24 protein-coding genes are annotated in these 24619 nt (G+C 47.6%); 3 read left to right on the top strand and 21 right to left on the bottom strand.

Going from position 1 to position 24619, the window contains the following annotated elements; genetic code table 11:
- Nucleotides 1-150: 150 nt before the first annotated feature.
- The 8 genes from MHH93_RS24645 to MHH93_RS24610 all read right to left on the bottom strand — a co-directional run bounded on the left by MHH93_RS24645 (nt 151) and on the right by MHH93_RS24610 (nt 7077).
- Nucleotides 151-375 (bottom strand): hypothetical protein, encoded by a 225-nt coding sequence (locus MHH93_RS24645; RefSeq protein ID WP_091039003.1) that lies wholly within the window; start codon nt 373-375, stop codon nt 151-153.
- A 71-nt stretch (nt 376-446) separates the two neighbouring features.
- Nucleotides 447-1301 carry a lipoate--protein ligase family protein gene (locus tag MHH93_RS24640; protein WP_500056162.1) on the bottom strand — a complete coding sequence of 285 codons (855 nt, stop codon included), beginning with the start codon at nt 1299-1301 and terminating at the stop codon, nt 447-449.
- Between the two features lie 194 nt (nt 1302-1495).
- The gene (folE, locus tag MHH93_RS24635; RefSeq protein ID WP_036668229.1) at nt 1496-2089 is read right to left on the bottom strand and encodes a GTP cyclohydrolase I FolE; all 594 of its coding nucleotides are present in this window, start codon (nt 2087-2089) and stop codon (nt 1496-1498) included.
- Nucleotides 2090-2201: 112 nt separating this feature from the next.
- Nucleotides 2202-2465, bottom strand: a complete 264-nt coding sequence (locus MHH93_RS24630; RefSeq protein ID WP_017690778.1) for a YneF family protein — start codon at nt 2463-2465, stop codon at nt 2202-2204.
- Nucleotides 2466-2630: 165 nt separating this feature from the next.
- Nucleotides 2631-3662 (bottom strand): HD-GYP domain-containing protein, encoded by a 1032-nt coding sequence (locus MHH93_RS24625; protein WP_440392390.1) that lies wholly within the window; start codon nt 3660-3662, stop codon nt 2631-2633.
- Between the two features lie 15 nt (nt 3663-3677).
- Nucleotides 3678-5552 (bottom strand): tRNA epoxyqueuosine(34) reductase QueG, encoded by a 1875-nt coding sequence (gene queG / locus MHH93_RS24620; RefSeq protein ID WP_500056161.1) that lies wholly within the window; start codon nt 5550-5552, stop codon nt 3678-3680.
- 171 nt (nt 5553-5723) lie between these two features.
- On the bottom strand, nt 5724-6308 hold the full coding sequence (gene lepB / locus MHH93_RS24615) for a signal peptidase I (protein ID WP_500056205.1): 585 nt from the start codon (nt 6306-6308) through the stop codon (nt 5724-5726).
- A gap of 343 nt (nt 6309-6651) precedes the next feature.
- Nucleotides 6652-7077, bottom strand: a complete 426-nt coding sequence (locus MHH93_RS24610; protein WP_278297013.1) for a GNAT family N-acetyltransferase — start codon at nt 7075-7077, stop codon at nt 6652-6654.
- Between the two features lie 419 nt (nt 7078-7496).
- Here MHH93_RS24610 and MHH93_RS24605 point away from each other — a divergent pair, with 419 nt between their 5' ends.
- On the top strand, nt 7497-8108 hold the full coding sequence (locus MHH93_RS24605; RefSeq protein WP_500056160.1) for a superoxide dismutase: 612 nt from the start codon (nt 7497-7499) through the stop codon (nt 8106-8108).
- A gap of 278 nt (nt 8109-8386) precedes the next feature.
- Here MHH93_RS24605 and mutY read toward each other — a convergent pair whose 3' ends face one another.
- Nucleotides 8387-9754: an A/G-specific adenine glycosylase gene (gene mutY / locus MHH93_RS24600; RefSeq protein ID WP_500056204.1), complete on the bottom strand. Its 1368-nt coding sequence runs from the start codon at nt 9752-9754 to the stop codon at nt 8387-8389.
- Between the two features lie 29 nt (nt 9755-9783).
- Complete coding sequence (gene acpS / locus MHH93_RS24595; RefSeq protein WP_500056159.1) at nt 9784-10182, bottom strand: holo-ACP synthase; 399 nt, start codon at nt 10180-10182, stop codon at nt 9784-9786.
- Between the two features lie 162 nt (nt 10183-10344).
- Here acpS and MHH93_RS24590 point away from each other — a divergent pair, with 162 nt between their 5' ends.
- Entirely contained in the window at nt 10345-11160 is an 816-nt protein-coding gene (locus MHH93_RS24590) for an alpha/beta hydrolase family protein (protein WP_500056158.1), read from the top strand.
- Nucleotides 11161-11320: 160 nt separating this feature from the next.
- Here MHH93_RS24590 and nadE read toward each other — a convergent pair whose 3' ends face one another.
- The 3 genes from nadE to MHH93_RS24575 all read right to left on the bottom strand — a co-directional run bounded on the left by nadE (nt 11321) and on the right by MHH93_RS24575 (nt 14620).
- A complete protein-coding gene (gene nadE / locus MHH93_RS24585) occupies nt 11321-12130 on the bottom strand; it encodes an NAD(+) synthase (protein ID WP_500056157.1) in 810 nt (269 codons plus the stop codon).
- A gap of 138 nt (nt 12131-12268) precedes the next feature.
- Nucleotides 12269-12703, bottom strand: coding sequence for a BrxA/BrxB family bacilliredoxin (locus MHH93_RS24580; RefSeq protein ID WP_440392385.1), 435 nt, complete (start codon nt 12701-12703; stop codon nt 12269-12271).
- Nucleotides 12704-12925: 222 nt separating this feature from the next.
- The gene (locus tag MHH93_RS24575; protein WP_500056156.1) at nt 12926-14620 is read right to left on the bottom strand and encodes a two-component system sensor histidine kinase NtrB; all 1695 of its coding nucleotides are present in this window, start codon (nt 14618-14620) and stop codon (nt 12926-12928) included.
- Nucleotides 14621-14924: 304 nt separating this feature from the next.
- Between MHH93_RS24575 and MHH93_RS24570 the strand changes: the two genes are divergently transcribed.
- The gene (locus tag MHH93_RS24570; protein WP_500056155.1) at nt 14925-16196 is read left to right on the top strand and encodes a BaiN/RdsA family NAD(P)/FAD-dependent oxidoreductase; all 1272 of its coding nucleotides are present in this window, start codon (nt 14925-14927) and stop codon (nt 16194-16196) included.
- 164 nt (nt 16197-16360) lie between these two features.
- Here the strand turns inward: MHH93_RS24570 and MHH93_RS24565 are convergent, their stop codons facing one another.
- From MHH93_RS24565 to MHH93_RS24530, 8 genes are all read right to left on the bottom strand, one after another.
- Entirely contained in the window at nt 16361-16747 is a 387-nt protein-coding gene (locus MHH93_RS24565) for a hypothetical protein (RefSeq protein WP_500056154.1), read from the bottom strand.
- Nucleotides 16748-16856: 109 nt separating this feature from the next.
- A complete protein-coding gene (locus MHH93_RS24560) occupies nt 16857-18104 on the bottom strand; it encodes an ABC transporter permease (protein WP_500056153.1) in 1248 nt (415 codons plus the stop codon).
- A gap of 21 nt (nt 18105-18125) precedes the next feature.
- On the bottom strand, nt 18126-18857 hold the full coding sequence (locus tag MHH93_RS24555) for an ABC transporter ATP-binding protein (RefSeq protein WP_500056152.1): 732 nt from the start codon (nt 18855-18857) through the stop codon (nt 18126-18128).
- A gap of 287 nt (nt 18858-19144) precedes the next feature.
- On the bottom strand, nt 19145-19552 hold the full coding sequence (locus MHH93_RS24550) for a type II toxin-antitoxin system death-on-curing family toxin (protein WP_500056151.1): 408 nt from the start codon (nt 19550-19552) through the stop codon (nt 19145-19147).
- Nucleotides 19549-19812, bottom strand: a complete 264-nt coding sequence (locus tag MHH93_RS24545) for an AbrB/MazE/SpoVT family DNA-binding domain-containing protein (RefSeq protein ID WP_091018775.1) — start codon at nt 19810-19812, stop codon at nt 19549-19551. The genes MHH93_RS24550 and MHH93_RS24545 overlap by 4 nt, the downstream gene beginning before the upstream one ends.
- A gap of 152 nt (nt 19813-19964) precedes the next feature.
- Nucleotides 19965-21395: a hypothetical protein gene (locus tag MHH93_RS24540; protein ID WP_500056150.1), complete on the bottom strand. Its 1431-nt coding sequence runs from the start codon at nt 21393-21395 to the stop codon at nt 19965-19967.
- Nucleotides 21396-21444: 49 nt separating this feature from the next.
- Entirely contained in the window at nt 21445-22791 is a 1347-nt protein-coding gene (locus MHH93_RS24535) for a hypothetical protein (RefSeq protein WP_500056149.1), read from the bottom strand.
- Between the two features lie 207 nt (nt 22792-22998).
- Nucleotides 22999-24330, bottom strand: coding sequence for an MFS transporter (locus MHH93_RS24530; RefSeq protein ID WP_500056148.1), 1332 nt, complete (start codon nt 24328-24330; stop codon nt 22999-23001).
- Between the last annotated feature and the right edge of the window lie 289 nt (nt 24331-24619).

Genomic DNA, 24619 nt, shown 5'->3' with positions numbered 1-24619 from the left:
GGGTTCGATGGATTAGAGAAAAAAAGAGATATCTCCAGCCGTATGACTGAAAGATATCTCTTTTTGGTGTAGACAAAAAAGCAAGCCTCTTATTAAAAGAGACTTGCTTGTATTTTGAGAGACTAGCTATTTCCAAATGCTCATGCTCACTTAAGAAGCACAGCCCTCGCAAGCCACATAGTTGTCGCCAACCTGTTTGCTAATAGCGATCAGATCGCCCAGCTTGATATCTGCCTCATCTGTAAACTCCAGATCAGCAATACGAGCAACGATCAGTGCAGCAGCCTCTTCCTTGCTTGTTGCCATTTGGCTGAACTCAGACTTTTCGCCTGTAGATACAACCTCATATAAGTACGTATATCTCAACGTCTCCATCCTAACACTCTCCTTCCGAAATCACATCATATCATCTCTATTACCCAATTCCAAGTCCGATTATCAAGAACTCAATCATAGCGCAGCTTCATCTGATCAGCCGTCAGACGTACTTCCTCAGAGCTGACGCTAAGCACCTTGCTGGCTTCCGCCTGCGGATAACGATCACGTAGAGTTCGAACCAAAGAGGCGGTATATGCCGCCGCAGAAGGGACACCTGCCAACTCCTTCAGACTTGCCATTGTGCCCGGCTGAACATCAGGATATCCTTCACTCGCCCCACCTGCTGCATGCTGATAAAATTGACGCACGTCCGCTGCCAGTTGATCTCCCTGTCCTTCCACGATGATAAAAGCAGTAATAATATACGCCTTTGCCTGTCTGCGCTGGGCAATACCACAGAATTTCAGACCACCTACACTGACATCATAATCCCCCGGGCAAAAAGCACCCTGAACCTCACCCGTTTGCGCCTGACTCGACCATGGCGTTAGCGACTCGGCAATTATCGAAGCCATCTCCCGGAAATCATCATGAATATTGATGGCATGTCCAGGATTAGGCAGAATCAGTGACACATTAACTATCCCTGGATTAAGGGGTACGGCTGCTCCACCGGAAGGCCGAACACAGACCGCTGTCCCTTTGCTTCTTATCCGTTCCATCGCTTCTACAGCCTGTGGCAACCTGCGGTCACGCAGACCTGCTACAAAGGCATCTGGATGTCGCCATATATGTGCAACCGGCAGATGCCCTGCCCCAACCCGTCTGCACATAACTTCTTCCCATGCAAAAGCGTCGAGTACACTACTGCCTTTTCGCTTGAGTGGTGTCTCCCAGATTTGCAGACGCAATGTAGCATGTTTATCTGCTTGTAGTTTCTTTTCCAACTGGATCGAGTGTTCTGAATGGGAAGGTGCACTCATCGTTCCATTACCTCCGGCTTAACGAATTCGTATGTATTCAGTATATATAGAAATGAAAACACCATATATAAATAAGCCGGTTCCCCTGGGAACACGGCTTATTTATATCCTATCCTGCGGCTTCAGAAGCTCCCGCTTCCATAACCACAAGGACCTACTCATCCGGCTTGTCCATGGAATGCACATACCGAATATTAATCTTTTACCAGAGACAAGAACTCTGCACGTTGTGCCGGATTCTCACGGAAAGAACCACGTACAGCAGACGTTACCGTCTTGCTTCCCGGTTTCTTCACGCCGCGGGAACACATGCACAAGTGCTCGCCTTCCACCACGACCATCACGCCATGAGGCTCGACAGCTTCTGTCAGAATGTCAGCGATCTGTGAAGTAATACGTTCCTGAACTTGCAGGCGACGTGTTACCGCTTCGACCAGACGAGCCATTTTGCTCAAACCAACGATCTTGCCGCTTGGTACATACCCAATGTGCACTTTGCCAAAAAACGGCGCCATATGGTGCTCACATTGGCTGTAGTAGACGATATCCTTGACGATAACCAGTTCTTCATGATTCTCGTCAAACGTGACCCCGAGCACATCGCGCGGATCTACTTCATATCCACCAAAAATTTCTTCATACATTCGGGTCACACGTGCAGGCGTTTCAAGCAGCCCTTCACGTGTACTATCTTCTCCGATCAATTTCAGGATCTGCTCTACATGATACTCGATCTTCTCCCGATTGTCGGATACTTTTGAATTCAAATAATCTTTAACGCCAGCCACTGCCGAACGCCTCCTTTCGAACCACTACTGTAAGAGGTTGTTCAAAAAGTTCGCTTCAGGTACTGAAAACCCAACTTTTTGAACACGCACTTGAAGCAGTTATTCCCTGCTATTATTTTCGGCGGCCCGAACTTTTACGCGCAGGATGCTGTTGCGGCTGAGGCATTTTCGCTCCTGGCTGTTGGTTCTTCATCATCTGCTGGGCACGCTGCATTTGCTTGCCATTCAGGTTGTAGCCCATTTGCTTCGCCATTTTCTGAAGCATGTCCGGATTGCTTTGCATTTTCTCGAGTTGTTTACGCAAGTAGAACACCCCGATGAAAAATCCCCCGACCAGACCAACAATCAATGTGATAATCGGTATAACAATATCCATCTCTTAGACACCTCTGTATGCATTCTAAAAAGCCTGATAATCCGTGTCACTTCATGATGTTATGCGCACCTGTTGAAAACCTGACACAGACCGGATTTCCTGAAAGTATCATAGCATTTCCGCACGCCTTGAGCAAACGGATTTTCCAGTTGAACCGCACACAAGCTACGTCATGACGGCTTCAATGAAAACGGTTGTATGCTGAGCCAGATCGATTTCAACCACATCCAGAGAATAACGCGTACTTCCACGCGCCACCCTGATGACAGGTCTGCCGGGCAATCCCCGATGTTGACGAACAATGACTCCCGTCTCTTTGGTAGACAGTCGTACCGCTGTACCATTGGGATATACGGATACACTCTTGTTGAATTCGATCAGAATGTCCCGATCCAGCTTCGTACCAGACAACGCCATCATCTCTTCACAGGCCTCATGTGGCAACAAACTGTCCTGGGATAACCCATTAATGAGATTATCATAGATATTCGCCACACTAACAATTCTCGCAAACAGATGGATGTCACTGCCTTTGATTCCTCTCGGCATGCCTGTACCATCTACATGCTCATGATGTTGCAAGGCCGTATGGGCGACCAACAGACTGAACTCCCGTTTGTTCTTAATCACTTCGAATCCACGCCATGTATGGTGCAGCGAAGAATTCGCAGCAGAGCCACTGCCAGGAGGTTCCCCCACTTTGCCAATATCATGTAATAATGCCCCCACGGCAAGGTCCTTCAGTTGATTATAATTAAGTCCCATATTCAGTCCGATGACCGAAGACAACAAACATACATTCATCGCATGAACATACTGTGCATTGTCTTTGGTACGAATATCGGTGAGCTGCACTAGCAGTTCACGTCCGTTCAATACATCGTTCAGCAACTTCTCTATACTGAGGGCGACCTTTCTGGGGCTCCAATCTTTCCCGGAGCGAATGGATTCGAGTGTAACACTCATCTCGTTAATTATTGCCCGTTTCGTGGTTTCATCCAGAATGTCTTCTGTATCCACATCTTTGTACGCTTCATCCTGGATGTATAGCATGGTCACGCCAATACGCTTCAGCGTATTGACCATGTATACGGTGAGCTGGACTCCGGAAGACAGCAGTACCGTGCCGTTACTGGAATATACCGTCTTGCCCAGAAGCTCCCCCGCTTCCACGCTCTCCACGTTTACATACTTCATGAACGTCCCCCGCTCTTACGATTGCTGCTCCAATGCGAGCAATTGCTCCTTGGTTTGCAGACCGCCTACATAACCCACCAGGGTGCCGTCTTTACCGCTGATGCGGTGACAGGGAATAATAATCGGAATTGGATTCTTGCTAATGGCGTCCAGAACTGCACGAACAGCCTTGGGTCTGCCGATGGTTTCCGCAACCTGTTGGTGTGATGAGGCCTCTCCATAAGGTATATCGGACAGAACTTGCCATACTTGTAGCTGGAATGGTGTTCCAAGCCGATCAAGCTGCAAGTCGAACGTTTTTCTCTCCCCCGCAAAATACTGCTGAACCTGCTGTGCAGCTTCGCTGAGCTTCTCTTCATTCTTCTCATATCGATACTCGCCAATCCAGATACGTGCCCATTGTTGCAGATGAGCTTCGCGTACGTGAAAGGCGCCAAAATCAATGTGACACAATCCTTCATCCGTAGCGCATAATGTTAATGTACCAATCGGTGTCAGTACTTCATCGTAGTAGACAGGCTTACCATGAAGACCTGTCACTGCTGAAGGCCTCCAAGCTGCGGCTTCCGTTTTGGCAGGCTGTGCAGGTTGCTCACTACCCGGTTCACTTCCGGCTTCCATTTTCAAATCCTGTTGCAACACACCTAATACATTGTGCTCTTTCTGTTCCTCTGGCTGCTTCTCACTCACTTCCACAGCCCGTGGCTGTTTGGGTAAGGTCTCGGACAAACGCAGTCGCTCCTCGGCCTTCTGCAGCATGCTTAGTACGTTCCCATCTTGTTCGTTAGCGGCAGCTTCCCCAATTGCTTTCATGGCGTCTTCTCCTCCAATTCTGCTCAACGCCCAGGCTGCGGTTCCCCGCAACTCGGGGCGCGGATCACGTTTTAATACTTCTGTAAGTTTGGGTACAGCACTTTTGTCTTTGAAATTGCCCAGGGCAATAACGGCGTTGCGTTGAATCGGCTTCTTGCCCCGCCAGGCGGCGGAACTCTGACCGAAACGTTCCTTGAATTCCCGGTTACCGATGTCCAATAGCGGCAGCAGAAGCGGCTTCACAATCTCCGGATCGGGATGAAACTCGGGATGATGATCCCAGTTCTTGCCCCGGTTCTTCGGACAGACGATCTGACACGTATCACAACCGTACAAACGATTGCCTATTTTCAGCATAAATTCTTCATCTACAAACCCTTTCGTCTGGGTTACAAAAGAAATACAACGCTGTGAATTCAACTGTCCCGGCCCTACTAGTGCTCCTGTCGGACAGGCATCAATACATTTCGTACATTCACCACAGTCTTCGGTCACAGGTGTGTCCGGTTGAAAAGGAATATTCGTCACCAGTTCCCCGAGAAAAATCCATGATCCGAATTTGGGTGATATTATGGCACAGTTCTTGGCGCTAAAACCAATCCCCGCACGCTGGGACACCGCACGATCCACCAGTGCTCCGGTGTCTACCATGCTTTCGATCATCGCTTCAGGTACGCGTTCCCGTATGAAATTAACCAGCTTGTCCATCGCTGTACGCAGAACCTGATGATAATCCTGTCCCCATGCAGAACGAGCAAATATCCCCCGGTAAGCTCCCGGCTCCGATTTCGGTGGATTCACCATTTTGGATGGGTATGCCACAGCGATTGCAATAAGAGACGCCGGTTCGCCATCTTTTAAGGCGGGGTGCACCCTTTTTTCAATATCCGGCTCTTCAAAACCTGAAGCATACCCCTTATCCCGCGACTGCTCCAGCAGCGACTTCAAGGAAACAAAGGGATCGGCAGAGGCGAATCCGATATCATCAATGCCCAGTCCGGGGCCAGCCGCTTTGATCTCCTGTTTTAACTTCTCCCATACGGAGGCCTGTGCTGCCCTGGTCTGTACGCTCGTCATTTCTCTTCCCTCTCTTCTTCCGACACTTATTCCGTAAATAGTGAACGCCCGCCTCACGGTAAGAGGACAGGCGTTATTTGCTATATATGCCTTGCATACTTGAATTCAAACGGAACGAGTCTATATGATTTAACGCAAAATGCAGTCTGAAGTTGTTGTCCTGTCAGAATTTTACAATTTCTTCAATTCAGAAAATGGCCAGAAAATAAATTCAGCCTTGCCTACAATCTGGTCAGATGTAATACTGCCAAACACTCGGCTATCCTTACTTTTGCCTTCATGACGATTATCCCCCATCACGAAGAAATGATCCGGCTCTAGTGTAATGGGGCCAAAATCCGGGTCTTGTACCTCAATATCGGTGTACGTTTCCGCTTGCCGCTCCCCGTTCACATATAGATGGTGATCCCTGACCTCAATAATATCTCCCGGAAGTCCGACGATCCGCTTCACCAGAAAATCCTTCTTCTCCATTCCTTCGCTTGGATCACGAAGTACAATCACATCAGATCGGGAAGGTGTACCCAGATGATATACGATTTTATTGACGAAAAGGCGATCCCGCTCAACTAGTGTCGGCTGCATGGACTGTCCTTTGACCATCGACAGGTTAAACACAAACAGGTTCAGCAGCATCATGATTACAAAAGCAACAACAATCGTTTTGATCCAATCCCACAGCTCCACAACCCAGGATTTCTCCGGTTGTTCAGGCATGGCTGGTTGATTACGTTCCTCGGAAGCCATATGTTCCATTGAATGATGATTGGAATTCAAAGGGACACCTCATTTATGAATTAGTTGAATTAAACCTGTAAAATGTTGACCATACTCCCTTTCAGTCTACTTCATTTGGGAGAGTGAAACAATTGGTTATGAGCACCAATACCTTGGATGTCATGAATACAGCCTGGTTAGGCGCAATGGTCTAATTGAATTGGGAGAAAACGAATTGTGTTCAGAGAATGAGAAAACAAGTGGAATATTACGTATAGAGGGCTCATACAAATAGAAAGGCATATCCCTCACGTTCTTACACGTCAAAGGGATATGCCTAATATGAAATGAACATCTTTTTTTCTTTTTTTAAAAATGCAAACTAAGCTTTAGACAAAATACTAAGATTCTGGAAAGCGCTCATAATCTGATTGGCACCGTAACCCATAGCTTCATACAGAGGCATGGCTACTTTGTTGTGCTCATCACCCGCCACCCATACCTGGCTGACTTTACGCTGCTGGAACCTTTGTTCCATAGCCTCGACAAGTGTTTTGCCGACTCCACGGCGACGATAGTCTGGATGTACCGCAATACGGTAGATGCAACCCTGGTTTTGATCAATCGTACCGATCAAAGCGCCGACGAGGTCTCCCTCTTCTTCCGCAACCATGATCAGGTCAGAATCCCATGACAATTGACGGGCAAACGGGCCCATCGTGTTCTCATAACACTCTTCCGATAGCGCAACCTGGAGAAGCTCCGTCATCTGGCTTGCATCACTCAACTGAAAGGAACGAACGTGCATGTCTTAAATCTCCCTTTTCGTTAGCTTAGATGAGGTTTTTTACAAAAAGGAATTCCTTTTTACCAAAAACCCAATGTTCATATAATGACAAAAAACGAGAAAATACCGCTTCTTCGTCAATTAAACCATACTTTTCTCCATAAAACACGCATTTTCTTTTGAAAGCGCTTAATTGTAACCGTTTACATACGAATATTAAAATTTAACACTCTTTAAACGTCTGAAAACACATAAATAGTTGCATAAAGGGTAAAATATGTTTGTTATCTCTGGCCCATCATTAGATCAACGCCTCGGGGGACTTAATAAACAAAAATGTTGCTTAATTAGCCCGAATGCGGTTTAATATTAGTGGCAAGGGTATTATTACATATGTACCTGTTTTAAAAAAAACCTAAAATCTCAGGAGGTATTTCATTATGGCTTTTCAATTACCGGCACTTCCTTACGCTAACGACGCTTTAGAACCACATATCGATGCACAAACGATGGAGATCCACCACGATCGCCATCACAATACTTATGTAACTAACTTGAACGCAGCTCTGGAAAGCGCTCCTGAACTGCAAGGAAAAAGCTTGGAAGATCTGATTGCTAACCTTGACAGCGTACCTGAAGGCATCCGCACAGCGGTTCGCAACAATGGTGGTGGACATGCTAACCACAGCTTGTTCTGGGAAATCATCGGACCTAATGGCGGCGGCGCTCCTACAGGCGATATCGCAGCAGCTATTGATAGCGAACTGGGTGGCTTTGATAAATTCAAAGAAGATTTCGCTAAAGCAGCTACAACTCGCTTCGGTTCCGGCTGGGCTTGGCTCGTAGTTGGCAAAGATGGCAAGTTGTCCATCACTAGCACACCTAACCAAGACAGCCCTCTCTTCGAAGGTCTGACTCCTGTTCTGGGTCTAGATGTATGGGAGCACGCTTACTACCTGAAATATCAAAACAAACGTCCTGATTACATCGGAGCTTTCTGGAATGTAATCAACTGGGATGAAGTGAACAAACGTTACGCTTCTGCAAAATAAAATTTTGTTCTCAAAGCAACAGTTAACATAAAAGAGAGCCTGATTCGGTCATCGTGACCGTGATCAGGCTCTCTTTTTGCTATCACTATAGTTTTTAGTTTTAGTTATGTTAATGGATGTTTTTTCTAACAAACCAAGGACACGCTATCGCTCCATATTCCATCGTATCCCGAACCTAACGAATCTCAGCGTATCTATTTCCAAAATACGGGCTTTGATTCGCACTTTCAGGTTGATTTGGCTAAGATAACGTCACTAAGGTTCGTTAGCTCCCCCAATTAATCGTTCACTTGACCATACGCACCTGCAAAATAACTGCTGATCAGCTTCAGAAATATGTTCGGGAACGCCATCTTGTCCATGTCTTCCGGACCGATCCAGCGGTAGGTCAACCCATCGCCTTTACCTGTCATGATCGGAGTGCTCAGCGCTAGGTCACTCCCATCAGATGGTGCCAACATCGCTCCATCGTTAAGCGATGTTGAGATGATGTTCTGCACATTAGGCGTGCCTGGCTGCGATGAATGTGTTGTCTCTGACTCAGGTGACACAGCTGACGATGAGTCTGTGTCCTCCTTCGTTGCCGCCTGTGCATCGTAGGCGGCTCTGGCTTCCGCTGCGATTAGCGGAAGCTCACTGCTCTGGTCCTGCTCGGTACACTTGTACACCTGCAGGCTCCAGACAATGTGGCTGAACACATGCTCCGCATGGGTAGCCAGCCCTTCCGGGCGGGCAGCGAAGCCTTCCGCCCATAGACTGCCGGCCAGCAAGGCCATGGCCGGCTCATCCGCCAGCGGCGCCGCCTTCTTGCTGGCTGCGGCGGGCGCCGCGAGCACATGCGGCAGCTCCCACATGCGGGCCAATAGGCCCGTGTCTGGGCGCTGGCGCACAAGCACTTGGCCGCGATGTTCACCGCGGCCCTCCACAATCGCGACCAGCCGCTGCTCAGGGCGCGGCGGCTTCGCCTTGGTCTTGACCGGCAGTGTAAGCTCTCTTCCGGCGATGCGGCCGGAACATTGCTCCATGACCGGGCAAGTCAGACAGTGCGGTGCTTTGGGTGTGCACACCAACGCACCAAGCTCCATCAGCGCCTGATTGAAATCACGCGCTCGCCCTTCCGGAATGAGCTCTCCTGCGAGCTCTTCCATCAACACCCGGGTGCTGCCCTTCATAATGTCCTCATCGATGAGGAAGTATCTGGACAGGACCCGCATGACATTGCCATCTACCGCAGGCTGCGGCTGGTTGAAGGCAATGCTCAGAATGGCCCCGGCAGTATACGGGCCCACCCCTTTTAATGCAAAGACAGCCTGCTTGTCCTGAGGCATCTCGCCTCCGTGCAGCTCCATGACTTGTCTCGCGGCTGCCTGAAGATTACGTGCACGGGAGTAATAGCCGAGTCCCTCCCAATTTTTCAGAACTTCCTCCTCCGGTGCTTCCGCAAGTGCCTGCACGGTCGGAAAATTCCCAATAAAACGATTAAAATACGGAATGACCGTATCTACCCGAGTCTGCTGAAGCATAATCTCCGATACCCATGTGAAATACGGATTATTGTGACGACGCCACGGCAAATCCCTTCGGTTGATCATATACCAGTCCAGCAAATTCACGCTGAAATGTTGTTTCTGTTCCTGTAAACCCATAAGCCCTTCCTCTCCTATTGCCAAGCTAGCTACTTTTCCATCTGTTCTACAATCGCAAAGGCCGCTGCCAATTCCGTCTGATGCGTAATACTCAAATGAATGTCATACTGCTTATCATATGGCAGCTGCAGACGTTCCCAGGCTTGACTGGACAGTGAAGCCACTGGACGCCCTGTCCCATCTGGAAGCACTTCAATGTCAGTGAAACCCATGACACCACCGATCCCGCAGCCAAATGCCTTGGATACCGCTTCTTTTGCAGCAAATCGGCCGGATACAAACTCCGTCATCCGCTTCCCTCGATGGACCGCAATCTCCCGCTCTGCTGGCGTTAATATTCGTTTCAGAAAAGCTTCCGCATGGCGACCGGACAGCAACTTCCGCATACGTCCAATCTCCAGCACATCATTCCCAATGCCATATATCATCAACGCTTCACCCGCTTAATTTTTAATCACATGATCCGTAACTATCCGAACACGTATTCTATTGTAGCAGGAGGGGCGCCCAGAAGCGAGTACCTATCCGCATTACCATATATGCTAAAATATGAATCAGGAATCGTCTGAAATTCTTAGGAGGTCTGAATCATGCCCATCACTTTTGAATTACCCACTGACGTAGAGGCTATCATTCGCGGGGACTTTTTCCCTGCACAACAACCCGCTCAAGGCGTCATCGTTCTGTTACACGGATACAAAGGCTTCAAAGACTGGGGCATGTTCCCCTATGCAGCTTCTCAACTAAGCCAGACGCATCATGTATTGACCTTTAATTTCTCTCACAACGGTATTGGCGAATATCTGGAGCAATTCTCTGAACTTGAAAAGTTCGCAGTGAATACGTATAGCCGGGAGCTTGCCGATCTGGCCTTGGTACTGGAACATGTGGCTACACAGCCTGAATTCACCGGACTTCCTGTATACCTGGTTGGTCATAGCCGCGGTGCGGGCGTAAGTCTTGTCTATGCACTGGATCATCCCGAGCAGGTGGCAGGTGTCATCTCCTGGAATGGCGTAACCAATCTGGATCTCTTCAGTGCAGAGCAAAAAGAAGAGATGCGTACGCATGGCCGCAGCCATGTCGTTAACGGACGTACAGGTCAGCAGATGCCACTGGACGTGTCTATACTGGAAGACTTGGACAAGCATAGCGAACGTTACGCTATTATTGACCGCTTGGCTTCTTCACCTGTGCGAGTCGCACTCATTCAGGGAACAGAAGATCCCCAGCGTCTGCGGGACGGTTCTGCCGCACTTGTGCAAGCACGCCCTGACATCCCATGGCACCAGATACCTGAAGGGAACCACACCTTTAATACGGTACATCCATTTAAAGAAACCACTCCACAACTGGAGCAAGCCATCACCCAGACCCTGCAACAGATCAAAGACTGGAGTAACTAACTCATCTTTAAAATTGTAGTCACCTGGATTTTTGCGGTTTCTCGTTCCACATGACAAAAAGAGTCACTGCGTGAGCAGTGACTCTTTTGCATTCCCTAAGAGGGACGGTATTTCAATATTGGTGTTAACAGCTTATAACAAGCATGCTCATTCGTTCGTATTAGATACCCGGAATGGCATTACGTTTGTGATGTGTACGCGTATAGAACGCTTCGAGGCGCTCTTGTGCAGCAGGATCAATCTGTTTGCCTTCGAGATAGTCGCTGTTCGCTTCATACGAAATTCCCAGCTCATCTTCGTCCGTCTGACCTTCCCATAGCCCTGCAGATGGTGCCTTGTCCAAAATAGCCTGTGGCACTTTCAGATAGGCTGCCAGTTGGCGTACCTGACGTTTGTTCAGGGTGCTCAGTGGTGTGATATCGACAGCCCCATCGCCCCATTTGGTGTAGAAGCCCGTGATGGCTTCGGACGCATGGTCCGTACCTACAACAAGCAGGTTTTCTTCAAACGAAAGCGCATATTGCATCACCATACGCGTTCTCGCTTTAACGTTACCTTTGCCTTGGTGAGTCATATGGCGTGGGCTACCCAAGGATTTGAAACCTTGCTCCACTTCCAGTGCAATTTCATTTACCGCATCTTCGATATTCGTTTCCACAACATGCTTCAGATCGTATGCTTTCGCTACCGCGTAGCTGTGGTCGATATCGGATTGCTCACCATAAGGTTGGAACACACCAAGCGTTTTGTACTCCTGGTTGTTTTCTTGTGTAAGCTCGTCCGTCGCTTGTTTGCAAAGCGCAGTAGCCACTGCACTGTCAATACCGCCGCTGATCGCAATCAGCAAGCCCTTGGCACCCGCATTTTTCACATACGTCTTCAGAAAATCAACACGCTTGCGTACTTCCTCTTCTTCATTGATGCTTGGTTTAACCTTCAATTCAGCGATGATCTGTTGTTGCAAACTCATCGTTCACACACCCCGTTTCTAAATTAATGAAAGTTGATGTCCATCTTGAAAGGTCCGAATGGTTCAATAACCTTATCTATCCAAAATGAAACGCCCCGGCATCGGTGATCCGAAGGGCGGGGCGTTCTATGGAGCGAATTAACGGCAATAACGTTCAAATGCACTTGTCAGATCAGCCGCAATTTCCTCTGCAGAACGGTCTTCCACTTGATGACGCTCGATAAAGTGAACGAGTTCTCCGTCTTTCATCAGAGCAATGGACGGTGAAGATGGCGGATACGGTGCGAAGAATTCACGTGCTTTTGCAGTTGCTTCCTTGTCCTGGCCAGCAAATACAGTGTACAGGTGATCCGGTGTAATATCATGCTGAAGTGCTTGGGACACACCTGGGCGACATTGACCTGCGGCACATCCGCACACAGAGTTAATGACAACCAGTGCTGTTCCTTTTGCATCCGGCAGACTTGCTTCCACTTCTTCAGGAGTACGCAATTCCTGGATTCCTAGACGAGTTAACTCATCCCGCATGGGTTGAACCATATCTTTCATGTATTGATCAAATGACATCGACATTCGGTTTCACTCCTTATAAATGGTTGTTCTATGATCTCGATAGAATTTAAAGGCCAATAACTTTCCAAAACACCGTTACATTCATATCGAACATTATGGATGTAATGAAGTGCTATCCCTATTATACATCCATAAGCAATGAAAGCAAGGTTCAGAAACCGCCTGCGGAAAGGCTTCTCCCATAATAATATGTCTCAAAGTCTGGCAAAATATGCTGAATGACTAACGTTCAAACGCCACTTTGAAGGTAGTACCCTGGCCTTCCTCCGATTCCACGGTAATGGTTCCATTATGTCGTTCAACAATGCTCAGGCACATGGACAATCCAAGTCCGGTTCCCTTGGCTTTTGTCGTGTAGAAAGGTTCAAACAGCTTTTCCGTCTTCACTCTCGGTATACCCGGTCCTGTATCACGTACACACAGTTCCACCTTATCATCCACGATCCGTGTTTCCAGCGTAAGCACGCCCTTCTCATTCATAGCCTCCATCCCGTTACGGGCCAGGTTCAACACCACCTGTTTGATTTCCTTTGAATTGAGATGCAATTTCGGCACATTATGGTCGAGCATGAGTTCAATACTCTGACCACGCAGGTTCGCATCCGCCCATAACAATGGACTGAGTTCATGTATGATATCGTGCAGCTGGGATTCCTCTTTCTCGGCAATACGATTCTGAGCCAGAGACAAGAAATCATTAATGATACTGTTGGCCCGGTCCAGCTCTTCCAGAACGATCCGGTAATAGTGATCCAGGGAGTCCGGACTCTTTTCCTGCATCAGTTGAAGAAACCCCCGCACAACCGCCATTGGATTACGCACCTCATGCGTAATGCTTGCAGCCATCTGCCCCACCAGACTGAGACGATCCACATTATCCAGTTCACTTCGCAACATCTCAAGCTCCGTGATATCCTGAATGATCAGCATGGCACCTGTAACTTCTCTCGTATTCTCTGTCGGAAAGGCATAGATCGGTACGGTTCGGGACTGAAATACGTACGCACCGTAACGAACGGTCAAACCACTAATCTCACCATGAACGACAGCCCTGCGAATGCTTTTATCCATCTTGTCCGCCTGTCCCTGTTCAACGAATTGACTGGCAGGCTGTCCAATTAGATCAGGCGCGGAAGTACAAGGTAGTTGCTCTCTTGCGGTTTGCTCCATCATCTCATTAACGAACATGACTGTGCCTTCTTTATCTACGGTCGCAATCGAGAGAGGAACTGCATTCAGAATCTGATGAAGCCTCTCCGTTTCGGCTATGTATCGATGGTGAACTTCCGATAGATGTTGCTCCAGCCCACGATAATGTTTCATCCGCTCCAGCCATAACAGGCTCAGGCTACCCGCAACAATCGCTCCAGCAGTATATCCAAGTGATGTGAATATTATGTAGGTCACAGAGTAGGAGGAGTCATTCGGGTGAGATGAGATCCACAACAGACTCGTTACAATTAATTCTATTGCAATCAGAGTGATAAGGAGCGCCATTTTGCGCAAAGGTGTATTATGCTTGAATCGTTTGGCAGACAACCATACAATAGGATAGAGAAGAATACCTGTATGCAGGAGAAATCCGTACAGATCATAGGAATGTGCAAAAATAAAATAGAAGAGTATATGGAGAAGGGAAAGCGTCAAGCCTATTCCCGGCCTGCAGTAAAGTATGACAATTGTAAGAGGCACAATACTTAGGGAGATTGAGACGGGAAACGGGCTCGCAGGTTGGGCAAAAAGCAGACAAAGAAGCATACTCGCAACACTGGTTGAAGCAAGACTGACCTGTATTACTCCAATTCGTTCCACCTTGGTTACGACCTGCTTGGTAAGCATCAGATGGAATAAGGGAATGAGCAATACCGCTGAACCTGCCAGCAGTACTTGTAAAAGAATGTCTTTCAACGCAACCACAATGCCATCTCCCTCCTCGCCTGCACAATCCCTCATGTATTTCTGATTAAAACATAGGCGACAGTATATTACAATATATCCCTTAAGACTGCATAATAGAACTGTCGATTCATCATAAATGGTCAAAAAAGTAGACCATTCGACTAATATCTTTCATCATTCGATGAGAAGTGGTTTCACATACAATATATAGACATACGATATCTCACACAATCTATATATTGCTATTTTGGATTTTCACACCTGATCACCAATACAGAAGTTAATAGTCAAAAACTATTTTAAAAAAAGAGGGTAATAAACAATGTTGTATGATGTCATCGTAATTGGTGGTGGATCTGCCGGCCTGATGGCCTGTGTTGCAGCTGCCGAGCATGGAGCCTCCGTTATTCTGCTGGATAAAGGAGATCAACTGGGTCGTAAACTCGGCATCTCTGGCGGAGGTCGGTGCAATGTAACCAATGCCAAGGAGACGGATGAACTCATCCGGCATATTCCGGGTAATGGCCGCTTTTTATATAGTTCGTTTCAGAATCTGGACAACCAGGGAATCATGCGTTTCTTTGAGAATCTCGGAATTGCCCTGAAAGAAGAAGACAACGGCAGAATGTTCCCTGTAACCGATAAAGCAAAAACAGTTGTTGACGCGCTGGTAGGCAAAATTGTCTCCCTCGGCGTCGAGATTCGCACCAAAGAACCGGTCAAGGAACTCATTCAGAACGGTCAGCAAGTACAGGGTGTTAAATTGGTCTCAGGTAAAACCATTCTCGGACGCTCCGTCATCATCGCTACCGGCGGCAAATCCGTACCCCAAACCGGATCAACCGGAGACGGTTATCCTTGGGCTGAGGCTGCGGGTCACACGATTACGGAGTTATATCCAACCGAAGTGCCCATTGTGTCCGGAGAGAGTTGGATTCAATCCAAAGAACTGCAAGGTTTGTCTTTGAGAGATATTGCATTGTCTGTATTGGACGCCAAAGGAAAAACAGTCATCTCTCATCGCGGGGATATGCTCTTCACGCATTTTGGAGTGTCTGGACCGGTTGCACTGCGTTGTAGTCAATTTATCCGCAAAGTGCAGATGAAGTCTGGAAACACACAGGTCATTATGAGCATTGATCTGTTCCCGGAGTTATCTGCAGGCGCATTGGAAGCACAGGTTCAACAGGTATTGGAACAAGAGTCCCGCAAGGCTGTCAAAAATATACTGAAAACATGGGTTCCAGAGCGCATGATCCCATTAATGATGAAAAGGGCGGAGATCAGCGAGGACCTCACGTTCCATCATTTCCCCAAAGGCATGTTAAGCAACTTGTGTGGCCTAATGAAGGCTTTCACCTTCCGTGCAGACGGAACGAGATCACTCAAAGAAGCCTTCGTTACTGGGGGAGGAATCCACTTAAAGGAGATATACCCAAAAACAATGGAATCCAAGCTGCTGCCTGGACTGTTCTTTTGCGGTGAAGTTCTGGACATTCACGGCTACACTGGAGGGTATAATATCACTGCTGCGTTCTCGACGGGTTATACGGCTGGTATGCATGCGGCTGAATATAAGCACGCTACTTTATAGTAGAGGTTGTTCAATAATAGTTATTACACACTTTAAGTGCATGATGAATTGCTTCAGATGTCAAAAACCCCGATATCCACTATCTGTGGAATACCGGGGTTTTCAGCATTGTTCCATTTTAGAAAAGGTGGATCGAACCACCCTTAACTTGTGATTTTTACGTTCTATGCTTTGACACTGCCAGAGAATCCATCCGCCGAATCATCGTATGCTGGGTCCTCGCTATGGTTATGTCTGCCTTGCTCCGTTTGGATTCCCTGATTTTCGCTCACATACCCCTCATTCCAGTCCTCATTCACGAGATGCGCCGGAATCGATATATTCTGAAACTGATCCAGTTCTTCCGTTTGCGAAGCAAATACGGCACTTCCTCCATGAGATTGAACAATCTCTACGGCGGACTGAGGATCTTGGCGATCTGTGGGAATATACAATTCCAGCGGGCCGGACTGATATGGCTTATATCCCAATTCCTCCAAGGTTGCTCTGGCGGCATTCAACGCTGAACCGTCTGAAAAGTGTACCTGTAGTTCGCTATTATCTATCATCATCTCTTCCTCCTTGCTACAGCTAATCTCTCATCATCCATAGATGAGATTCTTCTTCTATAGCATGGTCAGTTATAGCACGTCATATGCTCTGACTAAGAAATGAATTCCTTTAGCCACGGGTAAGCCGAACCCATCCGGTAATAGATAAGACACAGAGTCCGAAGGCTACCGCACCTGCAGCTGTCAGAATACCGACGATCCAGCCGAGCCAGGCCAATCCCAGCGTGAATCCCATAAGAATACCAATCGGGATGAACAACATCCGAACCATCATTGATCCTGCACGATGCAGCGCCTCCGAGTCATACGTTATGAGCTGAACATAGTCGGACGTTGCAAAAACATCCCAGGAACGATAAAACATCACCGTCAACATGATGATTAATAACGCACACACAATGACATTGACCGGAAAAGGTGGTAATGCAACGGCTGCGATGGATAGTCCGCCAAGCTGCAGATACAATTTCATCGTGGCCGAGTTCCTGAAAAATGCCTTGAATGCAATCTCCGCTGTCCGATTCGCGATGGAACGATGGCGTAATAGTTTACGCGGTTTGCGGAAGATAATGGAACGTGTTCGTGGAGCTTTCGGCTTGCTCACCGCCCGACTTAACATTAGAGCTGTAAGCTGCAGCCTGCTCCGCAGATCCTCCCGCACATCCCCTTCAAACGTTCCCTTCATCAATAGCCTCATCTGTCCAACTGTAATTAGAAGAAGCATGATAATTACGATTCCAAAACTGATTTTCCACGTTTGTCCATGCATCCATGATGTCGCATGAATGGTCATGTAACCTATGCCAACCACGAGAGGGACCACCCGAATCCAGCGCCGCCATCCTGTATGTCGAACCTTCATCATGTGTAGTGTTATGGCTTGCAATGAAGCTACTGCACCAAACCAGAAAGCCATAAGTGCAATCTGGAGATTCGACATCTCATAGACACGGGACCATAAGGGTGCGGTCAGCGTTGTAATCAGGATCATTTTGCCCAGATGTTGCAGACAGGACCGGTAGAGCCCTTGCCTCATTAACGTGCGCATCCACAACGGCCTTGATTTCAGAAACAATACATCCGCTTCCTCCACAAATATCAACACACCACCGGTAAGCATAACGACGTCAATCAGCCCAGTCAGTACGGGGAGCGGTAACCCTGTCGCCCATGCAGGCAGTGGTTTGGTCCACAGACTCGTGTACCACCCAATCAGATAGAGCAGACCCGGAACAAGCAAGTATACCCACACTGTCCAATCCACGACGAGTCTGAGATTTTTCATCTGTTCCTTGAAATGCTCTTTACGTCTTCGTCTGTATAAACGAAGTGGGGTATAACGCTGGGAATTCTCCATCTTCTCTCACCCTCTCTCTATCTAAGACGTCAGTATATCGAAACAGTCAAACAAAGAGGCCTCCGGCAATCCTGCCGCTTCACGGATCTCATCTAATATTCCTTCGGCAGCAGATCTGCCCGAAGCGATTAGAATAAAACGGTCGCAGATTCGTTCAGCGGTATCCAGTACATGCGTAGACATGAGCACCCCCGCACCACGGCGACGTTCATCATCAAGTAATTTCAGAAAATCCTTGGTTGCACGGGGGTCCAGTCCGATGAACGGCTCGTCCACAATATAGATATCCGGAGCAGACAGAAATCCGATCATCAGCATCATTTTCTGCCGCATCCCCTTCGAAAAACTGGCCGGAAGATCATTTCGAACATGGTCCATACCGAAGCGAACTAACAGTTCCTCCGCTCTCACGACAAAGACCTTTTCCTCCATTTCATATGCCGCTGCCGCCAGATCAAGATGTTCCCATAGGGTCATATATTCGTAAAAAACCGGTTGCTCCGGGATATAGGCATAGCGACCATCTCCCCCAATCGTCACTTCATAGTTCGCATGTTCCAGCAGACCGAGCAGTGTTTTGATTGTGGTACTTTTGCCCGCACCATTGGGTCCGATAATACCTACCAGCTCTCCTCGCCCGACGTTCATTCGAATATTGCGTATGGTCGATTGTCCCGGCTCGTATCCTGCCTCTGTAATATGTACGTCCAATATGGACTCGTGTACTTCCTTACTGTTATATTCCGTTCCCATATCATTCACTCCCTGTTCTGATCAGGCGTTTATTTCATTCTTTATGTTTTATTGTAATCTATATCCGTTGAACTAAAGACCAGTTACACTGCACACTCCGATGACAGAACAACCTTCCGATCGCTGTTATCCCCCGATTTTTTGAATCAATTTGACAAGGTGAAAATCAGGGGATAAAGGCGAACGCTCCACTTCTTCAGGTTCTTTCTGTCCTCTACGTTCTCGTGTAAATTTCCGCAATAAAATAAAGCAATAAATCATAGTAACGTATGACTTATTGCTTACTATTATATTTCATTTTCAGTAACACAGTATGTACGAATAATCGAGACCAGTTCTTCAAATGTGTACTTGTGGTTCACCATATCGACAGTAAAGTCCTCAGCAAAAGTTTGATCCATTTTAAGATACACATTGTTATAACGCAGGAAGATTACCAGTGCAGTAAAAGCCGTTCTTTTATTGGCATTATGAAAAGGGTGATTTTGGCCCAAAGATTGAAAAATCGCAGCAGATTTTTCATATATAGATGGGTAGGCTTCGTTACCAAAAGCTGATGATTGCGCTCTTATAATCGCGGATTCAAGCAGACCAGAGTCTTTAACTCCAATCTGCTCTCCAGGACTGTAACGCTTAATCATAGCGACATTGATCGCAATAACCTCTTGTATGCTCAAATACCCGGTCATGCTCATCTATCCTTGAGACCTTTCAAAGTTTGATCGTATTCACCTATCACATCAGCTAATGTATCCATAAAATCACTACTGATTCCGTTAGGCAAATTGACTTTTGTAGACTTCTTAATAATAATTTCCCCGTTAGACTGATTTACCTCAATTTGAACCATGTCACCTTGTTCAAGACCAATTTGTTTGAAGGCATCCGTCATGGTTAATCCAAGACTATTACCAAATTTCGTTACTTTTCGTTCCATTTCACTCACCCTATTCATTCATTTCCCTCCTTAGTTATACTATTCAACTGTTATAACAATTATACTGAAATCCTTGTCCATTTGCATATTATTTCGAATTTTGAAAAGCATAAAAAAGAAGCAGGGGTTCCGGAGCCCCTGCTTCTTCATATTACAGTGAAAATCTCATATTACCGATTTGTCTCCACCACAGATGTAGTTTCACTCTCTGCATCCGCATCCACGTTCAGACCCAGATCCAGCGCTCCACGGCTCTCGCTCGCATAGCTGCTGTTGACGTTACGCTCACGGTCATTCACGCTGTTGTTGCGTTCGGTTTGAGCCATCGTTGCACTCTCTCCTTCTGCTTTCGCGTTCAGACCCAGATCCAAGCTTCCACGACTTTCATTCGTGAAGTTACTGCTCGTGTTACGATCGCTGTCTTTCACGCTATTATTGCGTTCGGATTGAGCCATCGTTGCACTCTCTCCTTCTGCTTTCGCGTTCAGACCCAGATCCAGTGCTCCACGGCTTTCACTCGCATAGCTGCTGTTCACGTTACGCTCGCTGTCTTTCACGCTGTTGTTGCGTTCAGTTTGAGCCATTGTTGCACTCTCTCCTTCTGCTTTTACGTTCAGACCCAGATCCAGTGCTCCACGGCTTTCACTCGCATAGCTGCTGTTCACGTTACGCTCACGGTCATTCACGCTGTTGTTGCTTTCGGTTTGAGCCATCGTTGCACTCTCACCTTCTGCTTTTACGTTCAGACCCAGATCCAGTGCTCCACGGCTTTCACTCGCATAGCTGCTGTTCACGTTACGCTCGCTGTCTTTCACGCTGTTGTTGCGTTCAGTTTGAGCCAATGTTGCACTCTCACCTTCTGCTTTCGCGTTCAGACCCAGTTCCAGTGCTCCACGGCTTTCGCTCGCATAGTTACTGTTCGTGTTACGCTCGCTGTCTTTTACGCTATTGTTGCGTTCGGATTGAGCCATCGTTGCACTCTCTCCTTCCGCTTTTGCGTTCAGACCCAGATCCAGTGCTCCACGGCTTTCGCTCGCATAGCTACTGTTCGTGTTACGCTCGCTGTCTTTCACGCTGTTGTTGCGTTCAGTTTGAGCCATTGTTGCACTCTCACCTTCTGCTTTTACGTTCAGACCGAGACCCAGCGCTCCACGGCTTTCGCTCGTATAGCTGCTGTTTACGTTCCGACCATCGCCGCCTCGTAAATAGTCGCTCATCGTTGTACCTTCTCCCGACACATTGGCATTCAGGCCAAGGCCCAGCTTGCCAGAACTGTTACGCTCAACTGTGTGGTCGGAAGAACGATCATTGTAACGGTTCATACTCTCGGAAGATAAGCCGGCGTTAAGGCCAAGATCCAAATTCAATGCTCCGCTTGCACTGGAGGAACCTCCGTAGCTACCATTGTTCCCGTGACCTGTGTCACGGTGTCCTGACAGAAGAGATCCCAACTCCAGTCGCAAACCTGCATTCAGATCCAGATTACCACTGCTGTTATTGCTATAGCTATCTGCATAAGTTGCTTGCGTAGCTCCCAGCAATCCAGCCACCAACGTACCCGATAATACCGACAATTTTACCCAACGATTCACTTTTTTCATGATTATATACACTCCTTCTCAATTTTGGTTGAATTAACGCCAATGTTGTCTATGAGAAAGAGGTATATTGCGGCGGCCGCCCCGGCGGTGCCTGTGACCATTGACTGAATCCATCGGGCCGCTCCATTCGGAAAACATAACCGTAATCCGGCGTAACCAGACCCACTGTTGCTCCTGGAAGTGCAGCGGCTGGAGCGGTTGCTCCACCCCCAGTTACACCGGACGAACCGGAGCTTGTCCCTGCGGAAGCATTCGCTGCTCCGGGAGAAGTTGCGGCAACAGACCAACTTGTTGATCGTTCTGTGCGAAGCTGCAATGGAGATGCTGCATTAGCATCATCTTGTTTCAGATTGGCTTTCTGGTTACTCACTTGTTCGGTGACAGATGGTTTAGCGGAGTTCTGATCTACGAGGAATAACTCGTTATCAGGCAAATCTGCATTGACATCCGAATTCTGCGCCAGATCGGTTCCATCAACAGGCAATGCCTGCGGGACAACAGGTTGTTCTGGACGTACTCCTGGTTCCGGGGTGACCTCAATCACGTTGCCCGTAACCTGAACTGCGTCCTGCCCTTCCTCGTTATTCTGTGATGAAACAGGATCTGTGAGTGCACTCGTATTGGAAGTTTCAACTTTCGGTGTTTTGACGACCGGCTGTTGTTCCGGAGTGACTACAGGCCGTTCTGGCTTCACACTCGGAATCTCCACCTTCTCCTGATCAGGATTGAGTTCAGCGGATACGTCTGCAACAGGAACTTCTGCTTTCACAGAAGGTAGCTGGACATTTCCCTTACTCAGATCCACTCGAGATGAAGAGATATTGACCGAAGTAACCTCGGGTACATCCACCTTCACGGAAGGTAATTCAACCTTCCCCTGCCGAAGGTCAGTTTTCACAGCAGACGTCTCTGCCTTGATTACCTCGGGTACCTCTGCGGTAACCCCGGGCAAGGAAGCTGTACCTTCGTTCAAGTTCACCTGACTGCTTGATACATCGGCTTTGATCACCGGTGTATCCGCCTGTACAGACGGCAGTTCAACGGTTCCCTTCTTCGCATCAATACCTATCTCTGATGTTCCGGCCGATCCAAGCGGTGTATCTACTTTCAGCTCAGAGACACTTAGCTTACCTGTGGATTCATTCGCTTTGATCGACGGAACTTCAACATCCAGTAATGGTGTGGATACCGATACCGACGGAGTCAGGTTCAACCCACCATCCGAATCGCGTGAAAACAAGTTTAGCGACAATCCGCTGGACGACTTTTCAGAAGATATCTGAGCATCATCCGCGTATACATGTGAGGATCCAAACCCCAACATCAAAGTCCCGGCAAGTATTGCCAGTGGTATGCTTCCAAGACGTACTATGGATTTTGGTAACTTTACATTCAAGTTGCTTCACCCCCTTTCCGCTACTGCGTTGGTGGGACAAGGCATATGATTTTTCCCCTAGGAATAATTAGAATACAGGGATTTCTGCCTGTTCCTCATTACACGTGAAGGCGTTTACTCAAACGCTTTTTGATCAAAAACTTAAAATTTGAGTTAAATTTATACCTTCATTTCAACGGTTCTAACCTAAACAGGTCCGACATGTTTTTAGTCCCCTGCAATCATGGTTTTACCCGCAATGGAGCCATTCAGTTCGGCTTTTTCCCTGTTGCGTTTCATCAAATAAATCAAACCAAGCAGGGTCAGCAAAATGCCTGAACAGACAAAAGCTGGCACTACACCGAATGAGGTGACCATGAATCCACCTACCACCGGGCCCATAATATTACTGGCTGTCATAATGCTGCCTACCGTTCCAAATACCCGGCCTGTCATTGGTTCAGGTGTCTGTTCCTGCAACAGGATTTGAAAGGGTACAATCGCAAACCCAATTCCAACACCTGCCAAGGCAAAGAGGGATACTAACAGCAGGTTGGCACCTAGCCCGGCGTGCGGCCAAATTCCAACAATAACACCGGCTCCGCCGATTACCAGACCCATGAGAACGGTACCCAGACCCATTTTCAAAACATGCCCTGCATGCTTCCACTTCCGCACACTCATCGCTGCGATTAATGTACCTACACCACTGGCCGCCACACACCATCCCAGCAGATCACTTGAAATTCCGGGAAGCTGTCTGAATAACACTACGGTCTGTGAATCTGCAAATTGCAGAAAAAGTATGGCTGAAGCAAGCAAGATCAGAGACGTTCCTACATGAGGGAGAGATGCGAGCATGCGGATGCCCTCCTGTGTTTCCTTCCAAAAAGAATCTTTAGGGCGGTTGCGAACACCCCCAGCTGTCTCTTCCTCTACTTCTGTTACGTTATGAATTGCAGATTGGATCACCCGAGTTCCAGGAATCCACAATAAAATGATACCGGAAATCAGAAAAGACGCTGAATCGAGAACAAAACACCAGGTGATGCCAAAAGCGGCTACCAACAGCCCACCAAGTGCTGGACCAATGATTTTGGACATCTGTTCAATGATCGAGCTGATGGATACAGCTTGCGCAAGCTGTTCGTGAGGTACAATTTCTTTTAGCTTTCCGTTTTTGGCAGGCGAAAAAATGACATCGAACAGAGATTTGAGGACAAGCAGTATGTAGACGTGCCAGATCTGATCAGCAAAAATCAACGCACCCACGATGATGATCCGTACACCATCAGCTACAATCATTAGCCATTTTCGGTTCAGGCGATCTGCAAGCGTACCTGCGAGTGGCCCTGTCAACAGGATGGGCAGTGCGGCGGATAGTGTGACAAATGTAATCTCCCATGGCGTTGCATTCCAGCGGATACCTACGAGGGTAAGTATTGCGAGCAGATGCAGCCAATCACCCAAATTGGAAATGGCCTGTGCCACCATCAATGTTACAAAAGATCGGTTATTCTTCAGCGGTCGATGTCCTTCAAACGTTAAATCACTTGTCATGCTTCTCTCCTCCATTACCTTCCGAATTCATGATATGAACTCATTATAAGAGAGCCGGGCTTGACTCAACCTCCTGCCAGAGGCGGAGAAGAAGCGGCACCTCAAGGATGATTTTTCGTTATGGTGAATGATCAAATTTTAAATGCTAAAAATGCAAATCTTGTGACATATCGCATGTTTTTCGTAGAAATAGAAGTTTACAATTAAACCATGGTGACAACCTGAATCTTCAAACATAACTAACCAACGCATATAAGTTGAAATAATTTTTTACATGAACAGCATAACG

The sequence above is a fragment of the Priestia sp. FSL H7-0729 genome, from assembly GCF_038005685.1.
Taxonomy (GTDB): Bacteria; Bacillota; Bacilli; order Paenibacillales; family Paenibacillaceae; genus Paenibacillus.
This window is presented reverse-complemented; position numbering and strand designations above follow the sequence as displayed.

Excerpts from the sequence above, each read along its gene's own strand:
- MHH93_RS24590 (WP_500056158.1), top strand. The coding sequence starts at position 10,345 with ATGCCCATCACTTTTGAATTACCCACTGACGTAGAGGCTATCATTCGC.
- MHH93_RS24645 (WP_091039003.1), bottom strand. The coding sequence starts at position 375 with ATGGAGACGTTGAGATATACGTACTTATATGAGGTTGTATCTACAGGC.
- acpS (WP_500056159.1), bottom strand. The coding sequence starts at position 10,182 with ATGATATATGGCATTGGGAATGATGTGCTGGAGATTGGACGTATGCGG.
- MHH93_RS24555 (WP_500056152.1), bottom strand. The coding sequence starts at position 18,857 with ATGGGAACGGAATATAACAGTAAGGAAGTACACGAGTCCATATTGGAC.
- MHH93_RS24530 (WP_500056148.1), bottom strand. The coding sequence starts at position 24,330 with ATGACAAGTGATTTAACGTTTGAAGGACATCGACCGCTGAAGAATAAC.
- MHH93_RS24540 (WP_500056150.1), bottom strand. The coding sequence starts at position 21,395 with ATGAAAAAAGTGAATCGTTGGGTAAAATTGTCGGTATTATCGGGTACG.
- mutY (WP_500056204.1), bottom strand. The coding sequence starts at position 9,754 with ATGGGTTTACAGGAACAGAAACAACATTTCAGCGTGAATTTGCTGGAC.
- MHH93_RS24580 (WP_440392385.1), bottom strand. The coding sequence starts at position 12,703 with ATGTCGATGTCATTTGATCAATACATGAAAGATATGGTTCAACCCATG.
- MHH93_RS24550 (WP_500056151.1), bottom strand. The coding sequence starts at position 19,552 with ATGAGCATGACCGGGTATTTGAGCATACAAGAGGTTATTGCGATCAAT.
- MHH93_RS24640 (WP_500056162.1), bottom strand. The coding sequence starts at position 1,301 with ATGAGTGCACCTTCCCATTCAGAACACTCGATCCAGTTGGAAAAGAAA.
- MHH93_RS24545 (WP_091018775.1), bottom strand. The coding sequence starts at position 19,812 with ATGAATAGGGTGAGTGAAATGGAACGAAAAGTAACGAAATTTGGTAAT.
- MHH93_RS24610 (WP_278297013.1), bottom strand. The coding sequence starts at position 7,077 with ATGCACGTTCGTTCCTTTCAGTTGAGTGATGCAAGCCAGATGACGGAG.
- MHH93_RS24625 (WP_440392390.1), bottom strand. The coding sequence starts at position 3,662 with ATGAAGTATGTAAACGTGGAGAGCGTGGAAGCGGGGGAGCTTCTGGGC.
- nadE (WP_500056157.1), bottom strand. The coding sequence starts at position 12,130 with ATGAGTTTGCAACAACAGATCATCGCTGAATTGAAGGTTAAACCAAGC.
- MHH93_RS24565 (WP_500056154.1), bottom strand. The coding sequence starts at position 16,747 with ATGATGATAGATAATAGCGAACTACAGGTACACTTTTCAGACGGTTCA.
- MHH93_RS24570 (WP_500056155.1), top strand. The coding sequence starts at position 14,925 with ATGTTGTATGATGTCATCGTAATTGGTGGTGGATCTGCCGGCCTGATG.
- queG (WP_500056161.1), bottom strand. The coding sequence starts at position 5,552 with ATGACGAGCGTACAGACCAGGGCAGCACAGGCCTCCGTATGGGAGAAG.
- lepB (WP_500056205.1), bottom strand. The coding sequence starts at position 6,308 with ATGGAACATATGGCTTCCGAGGAACGTAATCAACCAGCCATGCCTGAA.
- MHH93_RS24630 (WP_017690778.1), bottom strand. The coding sequence starts at position 2,465 with ATGGATATTGTTATACCGATTATCACATTGATTGTTGGTCTGGTCGGG.
- MHH93_RS24605 (WP_500056160.1), top strand. The coding sequence starts at position 7,497 with ATGGCTTTTCAATTACCGGCACTTCCTTACGCTAACGACGCTTTAGAA.
- MHH93_RS24560 (WP_500056153.1), bottom strand. The coding sequence starts at position 18,104 with ATGGAGAATTCCCAGCGTTATACCCCACTTCGTTTATACAGACGAAGA.